A 12,398-nucleotide genomic window follows, 5' to 3' on the forward strand; every position below is an offset into this window, starting at 1 on the left:
GCATCAGGCATTACCAGTCAATCCCCTGTTGCGCCTGAATACCGGCATCAAACGCATGCTTTACCGGGCGCATTTCTGTCACCGTATCTGCGATGTCTACCAAACGACGATGACAGCCGCGTCCGGTGATAATCACGCTCTGATGCACGGGGCGTTGCTGCAGTGCCTGCACTAGCTCATCGAGATCCAGATAATTCATCGTCACCATATAAGTGATCTCATCCAGAATCACCAGATCCAGTGTCACATCGGCAAGCAGCCGCTTGGCTTCTTGCCAGACGCGCTGACAGGCAAGGGTATCTGTTTCACGATTCTGAGTTTCCCATGTAAAACCGGTCGCCATCACGTGAAATTCAACCCCATGCTGAGCCAGAAGATTGCGCTCACCGTTTGGCCATTCCCCTTTGATGAACTGCACGGCTGCGGCCTTGTGACCGTGGCCGCAAGCGCGCAGCGCGGTACCAAAGGCTGCCGTGGTTTTACCTTTGCCGTTGCCGGTAAACACCATCAGAATACCGCGGGTCTCATTTGCAGCAGCAATACGCGCATCGACCTGCGCTTTTAATCGCTGCTGCCGTTGCTGATGGCGATCGCTCATGCGCTGGCAGGACCGGGTTTACGACCGGGCTGCGCATCGAAGCTCATGCCGGTTTTTCTGCGGCTGTCATCGCCCATCAGATAAAGATAGAGCGGCATGAGGTCGGCCGGGGTTTTCAACAGCGCCGCATCTTCGTTGGGGAAAGCGCTGGCGCGCATCTTCGTGCGCGTGCCGCCGGGATTGATGCAATTCACGCGCAAAGGATGGTTTTTATACTCATCGGCTAACACCTGCATCATGCCTTCGGTGGCGAATTTCGAGACCGCATACGCTCCCCAGCCTGCACGACCGGTTCGGCCCACGCTTGATGTCGTAAAGACCAGCGAGCCGGAATCCGACTTCAGAAGCAGAGGAAGCAGCGCCTGTGTCAGATAAAATGTCGCATCCAGATTGATTTGCATGACGTTGCGCCAAACAGCGGGGTCAAGCTCAGCCAGCGGCACAATCTCGCCTAATATACCGGCGTTGTGAAGAACACCGTCAAGATGTGGAACCTGTGCCGCAAGCTCTTCCGCAAGTTGCTGGCAGCGCGCGGGTGTGGCCTGTGCGAGATCCAGAATCACGGAGAAGGCAGATTGTTTGTTCAGCTGATTGATGGCATGTTCGGTTTGGCGCAGCGTATCGGCGTTGCGACCCAGTAAGATAACGCGTGCGCCATAGCGCGCATAGGTCAACGCCGCTTCGCGGCCAATCCCGTCGGAAGCGCCGGTGACCAGAATGATGCGATTCTTGAGCAAATCGCTTTTGGGTTGGTAATGCACAGCAGTGTCCTGTGGCAGCTCAAACATGTTGGCTTTATGCCTTAAAATGGGGCGCTGCGCAATCGTATTGGGACGCATTCTGTGCCGCCCGCAGCCAATTAAGGCGACGAGATACCGCAAAGCGGGTAAACTTCGCTTCTATATGTAATTCACTGTTTATTAAGGCGGGAGAATGGATTTACTTTCAAACTACGGATTATTTTTGGCGAAGGCTGTCACCGTGGTGGTGGCAGTGGCAGCGATTGCTGTGATTGTGCTCAACGCCACACTTCGCAAACGCCATAGTAGTGGTCAGCTGCGCGTCACTCACCTTGATGATGACTATCGCGAGATGAAAGACAATCTGGCGCTGGCGAAAATGAAGCCCCATGTGCAGAAAATCTGGCTTAAGCAGCATAAAAAGGAAGAAAAGCAAAAAGCCAAAGATGAGAAGCGTAATGCGAAAGCTGGCGTGAGTGAAACAGCCAAGCCAACGCTTTATGTACTGGAATTTAAGGGCAGCATGGATGCCAGCGAAGTGAGTTCGCTGCGGGAAGAAATTTCTGCTGTGCTGGCAGTGGCGCAGCCGGGCGATGAGGTGCTTTTGCGTCTTGAGAGTCCGGGCGGCGTCGTTCATGGGTATGGGCTGGCGGCATCTCAGCTTCAGCGCTTGAAAGAGGCGGGCTTAACGCTTACGGCAGTGGTCGATAAAGTCGCGGCCAGTGGAGGCTATATGATGGCGTGCGTCGCTGACCGCATTGTTGCGGCGCCGTTTTCTATTATTGGTTCCATTGGCGTGGTGGCACAGATTCCTAACTTCAATCGTCTATTAAAGCGCAATGATATTGATGTCGAACTGCATACCGCAGGTCAATACAAGCGCACCTTGACGCTGTTTGGTGAAAACACCGAAGAGGGGCGTGAAAAATTCCAAGAAGATCTCAACGAGACTCACCAGCTTTTCAAAGATTTTGTGCAGCAGATGCGTCCTACATTGGATCTCAATAAGGTGGCGACCGGGGAACACTGGTATGGCCGTCAAGCTATTGAATTAGGGCTGGTGGATGAAATCGGCACCAGTGATGCGTTTATCATTAAACAGATGAATAAATTCAACGTGTTGGGCGTGCATTTCGCGCGGAAAAAGAAAATGATGGATCGCTTCACCCAGAGCGCCAGCGTGGCCCTTGAGCGCGTTATACTCAAGCTCTGGCAGCGCGGTAATAAACCGCTGCTTTAATAGTAGCCCGGCAGATGCCGGGCTTTTTTTCGCCTGAGGGGCGGCGCTTGGAAAGCCTTGTGATGAGACAAATCGCGCTTTACACCATTCACTTTTTTTTGACAGCCCCGTGACGCCTTCTATATTACGTGTCAGCCCACCGACGTTGCGCAGCCTTTAAGGTGCGTGACCTGGCGCTGAAACCAGCGAAATGCTAATTAAGTTGCGTAACAGATTTTATCAGGTAGAGTGTGGGCGATTCAGCTTTCAGGGAGATTACACCCGGATGTGTGATGCAGTCAGATGGAAAACTCGCTTCTAATCATAACGTTGCAATAGTCAATGCAATCTGACCTGAGATTGTCCCCGCTGCCTTGTAAAGTGAAATGCTGGCAGCAACAGTGAACCCACCAGGTTTGGGGCTTTCAATCCTCTCCCGTTTATCAGGATGTTTTAATTAGGTAAAGGTACATATGGGTAAAGCACTCGTCATCGTTGAGTCCCCGGCAAAGGCCAAAACAATCAATAAATACCTCGGTAATGATTACGTGGTTAAATCCAGCGTTGGTCATATCCGCGATCTGCCGACCAGCGGTTCAACAGTCCGTAAAAGTGCTGACGGGGAGAAGGCTAAACCCGGTAAAAAGGTCAAGAAAGATGAGAAAGCCGCGCTAGTGAACCGCATGGGCGTTGATCCCTGGCATGGCTGGCAGGCAGACTATCAAATTCTGCCGGGTAAAGAAAAAGTCGTCTCAGAACTCAAATCCCTTGCGGCTGACGCCGATCATATTTATCTCGCGACGGATCTCGACCGCGAAGGGGAGGCGATTGCCTGGCACCTGCGAGAAGTGATTGGCGGCGACGAGAAACGTTTTAGCCGCGTAGTGTTTAATGAAATAACGAAAAATGCGATTCGCCAGGCGTTTGAAAAGCCGGGCGAGCTAAACATTCAGCGAGTGAATGCGCAACAGGCGCGTCGCTTTATGGACCGCGTAGTGGGTTACATGGTTTCCCCACTGCTATGGAAGAAGATTGCACGCGGCTTGAGTGCCGGCCGAGTTCAATCCGTTGCGGTACGTCTGGTGGTAGAGCGTGAGCGTGAAATCAAAGCGTTTGTGCCGGAAGAGTACTGGGAAATCAATGCCGCGCTGTTAACGCCCAAGAGCGACAGTTTGGCAATGCAGGTGACGCACCAGAACGATAAACCGTTTCGACCCACAAACCGTGAACAGTCTTATGCTGCAGTAGCGGTGCTGGAGAAGGCGCGCTACCAAGTGCTGGATCGTGAAGACAAGCCGACCAGCAGTAAACCTTCCGCGCCCTTTATTACCTCAACGCTGCAACAGGCGGCCAGTACGCGTTTGGGCTTCGGCGTGAAAAAAACCATGATGATGGCGCAGCGCTTGTATGAAGCGGGGCACATCACTTATATGCGTACCGACTCGACGAATCTGAGCCAGGACGCGGTAGCGATGGCGCGCAGCTATGTTGAAAGCAGCTTTGGAAAAAAATATCTGCCTGACAGCGCCAACACCTATGCCAGTAAAGAGAACTCTCAGGAAGCACACGAAGCTATCCGCCCTTCGGATGTCAACGTTTCCGCTGACGACTTGAAAGACATGGAAGCTGATGCGCAAAAGCTGTATCAGCTTATTTGGCGTCAGTTTGTGGCATGCCAGATGGTGCCTGCGCAGTATGATTCCACCACGCTCACCGTCAGTGCCGCAGATTTCAAGCTCAAAGCAAAAGGCCGCACGCTACGCTTTGACGGCTGGACGCGAGTGATGCCGGCGCTGCGCAAGAATGACGAAGATTTAACGCTGCCGCCCGTTGATGTGGGTGACATGCTCGATCTCAAAGAACTCATGCCCAGCCAGCATTTCACTAAACCGCCTGCGCGGTTCAGTGAAGCTTCGCTGGTACGCGAGCTGGAAAAGCGCGGCATTGGTCGTCCCTCAACGTATGCATCAATCATCTCCACGATTCAGGATCGCGGCTACGTACGCGTTGAAAACCGCCGTTTCTATGCGGAGAAAATGGGCGAGATCGTCACCGATCGGCTTGAGGAGAATTTCCGCGAGTTAATGAATTACGATTTCACCGCGCATATGGAAAACAGCCTCGATCAGGTTGCCAATAATGAAGCGCAGTGGAAAGCGGTTCTGGACTCCTTTTTCAGTGATTTCAGCAATCAGCTGAGTCAGGCAGAAAAAGAGCCCGAAGAGGGCGGAATGCAGCCCAACCAGATGGTGCTTACCTCCATCGATTGCCCAACCTGTGGCCGTAAAATGGGCATTCGTACTGCCAGCACGGGCGTCTTCCTGGGATGCTCTGGCTACGCGCTGCCGCCAAAAGAACGTTGTAAGCAAACCATCAATCTGATCCCAGAAAACGAAGTGCTCAACGTGCTGGAGGGAGACGACGCGGAGACCAATGCACTCCGTGCGCGCCGTCGCTGCCAGAAGTGTGGCACGGCTATGGACAGCTATCTGATCGATAATCAGCGTAAGCTGCACGTTTGCGGTAATAATCCTGAATGTGATGGTTACGAGATCGAGCAAGGTGAATTTCGCATCAAGGGGTATGATGGCCCCATCGTGGAGTGTGAAAAATGTGGCTCAGAAATGCACCTGAAAATGGGGCGTTTTGGTAAGTACATGGCTTGCACCAACGACGAGTGTAAAAATACCCGTAAAATTCTGCGCAATGGTGAAGTCGCTCCGCCAAAAGAGGATCCTGTCCCGCTGCCAGAGTTGCCATGCGAGAAGTCTGATGCCTATTTCGTGCTGCGTGATGGCGCTGCAGGCGTGTTCCTCGCAGCCAATACGTTTCCAAAATCACGTGAAACGCGCGCGCCACTGGTGGAAGAGCTGCAGCGCTTTGCCGATCGGCTGCCTGAAAAGCTGAAATACCTTGCTGAAGCGCCAGCGTCCGATCCAGACGGCAACAAGACGCTCGTGCGCTTTAGCCGTAAAACCAAGCAGCAGTACGTCTCGTCAGAAAAAGACGGGAAAGCCACCGGCTGGTCAATGTTCTATATTGACGGTAAATGGCAGGAAGCAAAAAAGTAACCGTCCTCAAGGCCAGCATAGATTGCTGGCCTTTTTCCCATCCTTATAGCTAATCGTTCTACAATCTTCCTTTAACTGATATAGTTGTTATAGCTATTCATGTCGCTGACACGCTTTCCCCAATGAATTCCGGATATGGCCTTTAGACGCCTGCAGGGAATGCTCATCTGTTTTAACCGGGAAGATATAATTATGAAATTGCAGCAGTTGCGTTACATCGTTGAAGTGGTAAACCACAACCTCAACGTTTCTTCAACCGCAGAAGGTTTGTACACGTCTCAACCCGGCATCAGCAAACAGGTGCGTATGCTGGAAGATGAGCTTGGGGTGCAGATCTTTGCGCGAAGCGGCAAGCACCTGACCCAGGTAACGCCAGCGGGTGAGGAGATCATCCGCATTGCCCGTGAAGTCTTATCAAAAGTGGACGCTATTAAGTCGGTAGCGGGTGAGCATACCTGGCCGGATAAGGGCTCTCTCTATGTGGCAACGACACATACGCAGGCGCGTTACGCGCTGCCGGGCGTAATCAAAGGTTTCATTGAGCGCTATCCGCGCGTATCACTGCACATGCACCAAGGGTCGCCCACGCAGATTGCAGAAGCGGTGTCCAAAGGTAACGCGGATTTTGCCATTGCAACGGAAGCACTTCATCTCTACGACGACCTGATCATGCTGCCGTGCTATCACTGGAATAGGGCAATTGTGGTGACGCCAGACCATCCGCTGGCAGGCAAGACTAACGTCACTATCGAAGAGCTCGCCGACTTTCCGCTTGTTACCTATACCTTTGGCTTTACCGGACGCTCTGAGCTTGATACGGCGTTCAACCGCGCTGGCCTAACGCCACGCATCGTGTTTACCGCGACCGATGCGGACGTGATTAAAACCTACGTCAGGCTTGGTTTAGGCGTGGGAGTGATTGCGAGCATGGCGGTTGATCCGCTCTCTGACCCCGATTTAGTGCGCATTGAAGCGTCCGAAATTTTCACCAATAGCACCACAAAAATTGGCTTTAGGCGTAGCACCTTCCTTCGTAGCTATATGTATGATTTCATTCAGCGGTTCGCGCCTCATCTTACACGTGATGTGGTGGATGCCGCTGTGGCGTTGCGTTCAAATGAAGACATTGAAGCCATGTTCCGCGACATCAAATTACCCTTCAAATAACGTAACCCTCTAATTTGGAAGGCGCCTCCCTGGCGTCTTCCAATTCTTCCTCTGTTAGCGCCACGCGTTTGTAAAAGATTCCATTCTTTTTTTGTAAATGAAACATCGATCACAGGTTTTTTCATTGTTACTTCTTAAATGAGAATCAGAACACAAAATTAACCTCATGACTTTGCGGACCGCCAGGATTATTCCCATACTCCAGTTAAGAGTTGATGAAGAAGGCCTTTTTCGCTGGCCTGATAAATTAAACTCAAATTTAAAGTGGATCTAATTTGGAAATAACCCAAATTTACAAGGTTGGTTTTAATTTTACGTAGAGGCGCTAACTTAAATTTATTTGACCATTTATAGCCTCTTTGATTAATAGCATTAATCGTTGTACTCAATAAAAATAACTGGATTTTCGGCCTTAACAAGTTTAGGATTCCTCCTAAATCTTAATCGTTGTCAACAATCGTTTTATTGAGAGTGATTATCAAAAACTATGAACACTAGACTGACTGTACAACCCGATTTTCATACCAAGAGCACCAAGGTTGAGCGTCCAGCAAACATGCGTCGTAAAGCCTGGTTGACCGTATTCGCTGCCTCTGCTCTGTTCTGGATCGTGGTAGCATTAATGATTTGGCGTCTTTGGAGCTAACCCATGTGGGCAAATACACTCAGCCGTAAGCATCCTGTCTCTGCGCGTAAGCCCGGTTCCGCTTCGTGCAAAGCCAAAGAAAAGAGCAGCGCTGAAAAACCTGTTGCCATCCCGGCATCTTGGGAACTGAGTGACAGTCAGCGCAGTTTTATTGAGTCGTTGATGGAACCTGCATCAAAATAACGTTGTTCGCACTCTCATTTCGTCAAAACATATCTGTCCTTTTTTACCGGCTTATCCGGTAGGCATTTTAAAAGCCTGTCAATTAACACTCAGCAATAAAAACGATGTCATCAGTATTAAGCTGAAGACGGTAAATTTTTGCCCGATAAACGGGAGAGGAGTGATGCTATGAACACAACAACTTTTTCCTGGTTTGGCGTTTATGCCTTTTCGTTTACTTTTTGGGCGACCGCCATTTGGGCGCTTATGTAACGCTGCACCGTAAAACTTTCCTCTTGATTAATGCCCTGATCTTTATCAGGGCATTTTTGTTTCCAGCATCAGTGTGACGATTTGTGTTGTTATCAAAACGTTAACGGTCAGGTGGTCTATCTTTATGCTAAACCTTGCGCTTACTGAGGTTTAAAGAAAGTCTATCAAAGGAGGAGCTATGTCGTTTACGTTACGTGAGCACAGTCAGGAAACGTTGGACGTGGGGGCGAAAAAATACCATTACTACAGCCTACCCAAAGCGGCCCAGCAGTTAGGAGACATTGCGCGTCTCCCTAAATCCATGAAAGTTCTGTTAGAGAATCTCTTACGCTGGCAGGACGAGGACTCAGTTACTGCAGAAGATATTCAAGCGCTGGTAAGTTGGCAAAAAAATGCGCATGCTGACCGGGAGATTGCCTACCGACCCGCGCGAGTGCTCATGCAGGACTTTACCGGGGTGCCCGCCGTTGTGGATCTTGCTGCTATGCGTGAAGCGGTGAACCGGTTGGGTGGCGACGTCGCAAAAGTCAACCCGCTTTCTCCGGTTGATCTGGTTATTGACCACTCTGTTACCGTCGATCATTTCGGTGATGACGATGCGTTTGGTGAAAACGTTAAACTCGAAATGGCGCGTAACCACGAGCGTTATGTGTTTCTCCGCTGGGGGCAAAAAGCGTTTAATCGCTTCCGCGTAGTGCCGCCTGGTACCGGTATCTGCCATCAGGTTAATCTGGAATATCTCGGTAAATCCATTTGGTGCGAGGAACAGGATGGTAAGGCCGTTGCCTATCCTGACACGCTGGTGGGAACCGATTCGCATACGACGATGATCAATGCGTTAGGCGTGTTGGGTTGGGGCGTTGGCGGAATTGAAGCGGAAGCCGCGATGCTGGGGCAGCCGGTTTCCATGCTCATACCCGATGTTGTCGGCTTTAAATTAACCGGCAAGCTTCGTCCGGGGATTACGGCCACCGACTTAGTGCTTACGGTGACACAAATGCTACGCAAACACGGCGTGGTAGGTAAATTTGTCGAGTTTTACGGTGACGGTCTCGTGGATCTCCCCCTGGCCGATCGCGCGACCATCGCTAACATGGCTCCTGAGTATGGTGCCACCTGCGGCTTTTTCCCCATAGATGAAGTCACGCTGAGTTACATGGCATTAACCGGCCGGGAGCAGGCACAAATTGATTTGGTGGAGGCTTACGCCAAACAGCAAGGCATGTGGCGAAATGCAGGTGATGAACCTATCTTCACCAGTACGTTAGCGCTGGATATGGCCGACGTAGAATCAAGCCTGGCGGGCCCTAAACGCCCACAGGATCGCGTTTCTCTACCTGATGTGCCCGCGGCGTTTGCGGCAAGCAACGAATTGGAAGTAAACCATTCACGGCCTGCCAGCAAAAGCGTGAGCTATCTTGATGAGCAATCTGGCGATAGCTACGAGCTGGATGAAGGGGCAGTCGTCATCTCTGCGATTACGTCTTGCACCAATACATCAAACCCCAGCGTACTTATGGCGGCCGGTCTGTTAGCCAAAAATGCCGTTGAACGCGGATTGCAGCGTAAGCCGTGGGTCAAGGCGTCGCTCGCGCCGGGGTCGAAAGTGGTATCAGATTACCTCGCCGCAGCGCAGTTGACGTCCTACCTTGATAGCTTGGGCTTTAATTTGGTGGGATATGGCTGTACGACGTGTATCGGTAACTCAGGTCCGTTACCTGACAACATAGAAAGCGCCATCAAAGAGGGCGATTTAACCGTTGGCGCCGTACTGTCTGGCAACCGCAATTTTGAAGGTCGTATTCACCCGTTGATCAAAACCAACTGGCTGGCATCGCCGCCGCTGGTGGTGGCTTATGCTTTGGCCGGTAACATGAAAGTAAATCTGCACACCGATCCTCTTGGTCAAGACAAAGAGGGTAATGATGTTTACCTAAAAGATATATGGCCTTCACCAGAAGAAATTGCGGCATCGGTGCAGAAAGTGACCAGTGATATGTTCCATAAGGAGTACGCTGAGGTCTTTTACGGCACGCCCGAATGGCAGCAGATTAAAGTTAGCGAGGCGGCGACCTATGATTGGGATGAAGGGTCCACCTACATTCGCCTTTCTCCTTTTTTTGACGACATGGAAAAAGCGCCAAAACCGGTCGAGGATATTAAAGGGGCACGCGTCTTGGCCATCTTGGGCGATTCCGTGACAACCGACCATATTTCGCCTGCGGGCAGCATCAAAGCGGATAGCCCAGCAGGGCGGTATCTACTGGCGCACGGTGTCGATAAGAAAGACTTTAACTCCTATGGCTCTCGTCGCGGAAACCATGAAGTTATGATGCGTGGTACCTTCGCCAATATCCGGATACGCAACGAAATGGTGCCCGGCGTTGAAGGGGGGTATACCAAACATTATCCCAGCCAGGAGCAGTTGGCCATTTACGATGCCGCAATGAAATACCAGGCTGAAGGGATTCCGCTGGCGGTTATTGCAGGGAAAGAATACGGGTCAGGCTCTAGCCGCGACTGGGCAGCGAAGGGGCCTCGTCTGCAAGGGGTGCGTGTCGTTATCGCCGAGTCGTTTGAGCGTATTCATCGCTCCAATCTCATTGGCATGGGCATTTTGCCACTTGAGTTCCCTACAGGCGTTACGCGTAAGACATTGGGGCTCACAGGCGAAGAGCGTATTGATGTCACCGAGCTGACACAACTTAAACCCGGCGGTGAAGTGACAGTAACCCTTCACTATGCGGATGGCAGAGAAGTCTCGCTGGCTACACGTTGCCGTATTGATACCAGCAATGAGTTAACCTACTACCAAAACGACGGTATTTTGCACTACGTGATACGTAATATGTTGAACTAACGAAAAAAGCCGGGACAGATACGTGTCCCGGCTTTTTACATTGAACTTATGCTTTTGGCAGCAGATGCCCCATTTTTTCAGCTTTCGTATCTAGGTAGTGAGCATTTTTTGGGTTACGTCCTACCACCAACGGCACACGTTCAACGATGTTGATTCCCGCCTCGCTGAGAATTTCCACCTTGCGCGGGTTGTTCGTCAACAGACGCACTTCATCAATACTAAGTAACTTGAACATGTCGGCGCACAGCGTGAAATCTCGCTCATCAGCAGCAAAGCCCAACTGATGATTGGCTTCAACCGTGTCGTATCCCTTGTCCTGCAACGCATAGGCGCGAATTTTGTTGAGCAGCCCAATGTTTCGGCCTTCCTGACGGTGGTAAAGCAGCACGCCCCGTCCTTCTTCAGCAATAGCCGTAAGCGCTGCTTCAAGCTGGAAACCGCAGTCGCAGCGCAAGCTGAACAGGGCGTCACCGGTAAGGCATTCGGAATGGACGCGCGCCAACACCGGACTCTGATCGCTAATATCACCATAGACCAACGCAACGTGATCCTGGCCCGTTGCCAGTTCCTCAAAACCGACCATCAGGAAATCTCCCCATGGCGTGGGCAGTTTGGCTTCTGCTACCCGTTTTAGCTGCATGTGACTCTCCAGAACCTTCAGAAGATGCGCTATCATCATGATAACGCTAAGGACCCGTAGGACCTCGTTAACTTGAGATATTGTGCCACAACCGATAGCCGGGCCGCTAATCGCTCAGCGCGATTACTGTGATAAAGCACAATTATCTAAGTATCTATAGGTATGTTATTCTTTTTTCAGCTAAAGTTATGCACCTTTTGCTTTAAACGCAGCGCAAGGAAGTCGGATGTTAAAAATTATCCAGCGTACCAGTCTTGGTACGTTTTTACTGTTATTAATGCCGCTTGGCGTGTGGGTATCCGGTTGGCAGTGGCAGCCGGGCGAGAGCGACACTCTCCTGCGCGTGATGTTCTGGATGACGGAAACGGTCACCAGCCCGTGGGGAATGTTGACCAGCGCATTGCTGAGCGTGTGGGTGCTGTGGTGTTTACGCTTCCGTCTGAAACCCGCCATTTTATTGCTCATTATCATGAACGGGGCAATCCTTGCTGGTCAGTACACCAAATCGTTTATTAAGGAACAGGTCCAGGAGCCGCGTCCGTATGTGTTATGGCTTGAAAAAAGCTACGGTCTCAAAGAAGAGGCATTTTACCAACTCAAGCGTAAACATCGGGGCGAACTGGTCTCCAGCTTGCTGGAAAATGACACCCAGCTACCGGGCTGGCTAAAGCGACACTGGGCGTTTGAAACCGGTTTTGCCTTTCCTTCGGGACATACCATGTTTGCCGCCAGCTGGGCGCTATTAGCGATTGGACTGCTCTGGCCGAGGCGCCATCTTGTTACCGTAGCCGTGCTGTTTTGCTGGGCAACGGCGGTAATGGGAAGTCGCTTGTTACTGGGGATGCACTGGCCGCGCGACTTAGTGGTAGCCACATTGATTTCTTGGCTCTTGGTCACGCTCGCTACGTGGCTGGCGCAGCGGTTCTGCGGGCCGCTCTCCATACCGCGTGAGGAGCAGCAAGAGATCGCGCAGCGGGATGACGTATTGTAATTTTTTATGGCGCCCCAATATGGGTATTGGG

Annotated in this window: 9 protein-coding genes; 6 read left to right on the forward strand and 3 right to left on the reverse strand. The window is 51.3% G+C overall.

Features of this window, described 5'->3' with window-relative positions; translation table 11 throughout:
* Positions 1-10: 10 nt before the first annotated feature.
* Positions 11-598 carry a cob(I)yrinic acid a,c-diamide adenosyltransferase gene (gene cobO, locus LU196_RS15900; RefSeq protein WP_232759943.1) on the reverse strand — a complete coding sequence of 196 codons (588 nt, stop codon included), beginning with the start codon at positions 596-598 and terminating at the stop codon, positions 11-13.
* Positions 595-1,359: a YciK family oxidoreductase gene (locus LU196_RS15905; protein WP_232759944.1), complete on the reverse strand. Its 765-nt coding sequence runs from the start codon at positions 1,357-1,359 to the stop codon at positions 595-597. Before LU196_RS15905 ends, cobO begins: the two co-directional genes overlap by 4 nt.
* 172 nt (positions 1,360-1,531) lie before the next feature.
* Between LU196_RS15905 and sohB the strand changes: the two genes are divergently transcribed.
* From sohB to acnA, 5 genes are all read left to right on the forward strand, one after another.
* Positions 1,532-2,578: a protease SohB gene (gene sohB / locus LU196_RS15910; RefSeq protein WP_232759945.1), complete on the forward strand. Its 1,047-nt coding sequence runs from the start codon at positions 1,532-1,534 to the stop codon at positions 2,576-2,578.
* 452 nt (positions 2,579-3,030) lie between these two features.
* The gene (gene topA / locus LU196_RS15915) at positions 3,031-5,628 is read left to right on the forward strand and encodes a type I DNA topoisomerase (RefSeq protein WP_232759946.1); all 2,598 of its coding nucleotides are present in this window, start codon (positions 3,031-3,033) and stop codon (positions 5,626-5,628) included.
* Positions 5,629-5,820: 192 nt separating this feature from the next.
* Entirely contained in the window at positions 5,821-6,795 is a 975-nt protein-coding gene (cysB, locus tag LU196_RS15920; protein WP_232759947.1) for an HTH-type transcriptional regulator CysB, read from the forward strand.
* A 487-nt stretch (positions 6,796-7,282) separates the two neighbouring features.
* On the forward strand, positions 7,283-7,441 hold the full coding sequence (locus LU196_RS15925; protein WP_232759948.1) for a YmiA family putative membrane protein: 159 nt from the start codon (positions 7,283-7,285) through the stop codon (positions 7,439-7,441).
* A 613-nt stretch (positions 7,442-8,054) separates the two neighbouring features.
* Positions 8,055-10,736 carry an aconitate hydratase AcnA gene (gene acnA, locus LU196_RS15930; RefSeq protein WP_232759949.1) on the forward strand — a complete coding sequence of 894 codons (2,682 nt, stop codon included), beginning with the start codon at positions 8,055-8,057 and terminating at the stop codon, positions 10,734-10,736.
* Positions 10,737-10,782: 46 nt separating this feature from the next.
* Here acnA and ribA read toward each other — a convergent pair whose 3' ends face one another.
* The gene (gene ribA / locus LU196_RS15935; protein ID WP_232759950.1) at positions 10,783-11,376 is read right to left on the reverse strand and encodes a GTP cyclohydrolase II; all 594 of its coding nucleotides are present in this window, start codon (positions 11,374-11,376) and stop codon (positions 10,783-10,785) included.
* 226 nt (positions 11,377-11,602) lie between these two features.
* Between ribA and pgpB the strand changes: the two genes are divergently transcribed.
* Positions 11,603-12,367, forward strand: coding sequence for a phosphatidylglycerophosphatase B (pgpB, locus tag LU196_RS15940; RefSeq protein ID WP_232759951.1), 765 nt, complete (start codon positions 11,603-11,605; stop codon positions 12,365-12,367).
* Positions 12,368-12,398: the final 31 nt, after the last annotated feature.

The sequence above is a fragment of the Pantoea sp. Mb-10 genome (assembly GCF_021272205.1).
Classification (GTDB): domain Bacteria; phylum Pseudomonadota; class Gammaproteobacteria; order Enterobacterales; family Enterobacteriaceae; genus Pantoea.

Coding starts and splice junctions, on each gene's coding strand:
- cobO (WP_232759943.1), bottom strand. CDS start 598: ATGAGCGATCGCCATCAGCAACGGCAGCAGCGATTAAAAGCGCAGGTC.
- sohB (WP_232759945.1), top strand. CDS start 1,532: ATGGATTTACTTTCAAACTACGGATTATTTTTGGCGAAGGCTGTCACC.
- topA (WP_232759946.1), top strand. CDS start 3,031: ATGGGTAAAGCACTCGTCATCGTTGAGTCCCCGGCAAAGGCCAAAACA.
- cysB (WP_232759947.1), top strand. CDS start 5,821: ATGAAATTGCAGCAGTTGCGTTACATCGTTGAAGTGGTAAACCACAAC.
- LU196_RS15925 (WP_232759948.1), top strand. CDS start 7,283: ATGAACACTAGACTGACTGTACAACCCGATTTTCATACCAAGAGCACC.
- acnA (WP_232759949.1), top strand. CDS start 8,055: ATGTCGTTTACGTTACGTGAGCACAGTCAGGAAACGTTGGACGTGGGG.
- ribA (WP_232759950.1), bottom strand. CDS start 11,376: ATGCAGCTAAAACGGGTAGCAGAAGCCAAACTGCCCACGCCATGGGGA.
- pgpB (WP_232759951.1), top strand. CDS start 11,603: ATGTTAAAAATTATCCAGCGTACCAGTCTTGGTACGTTTTTACTGTTA.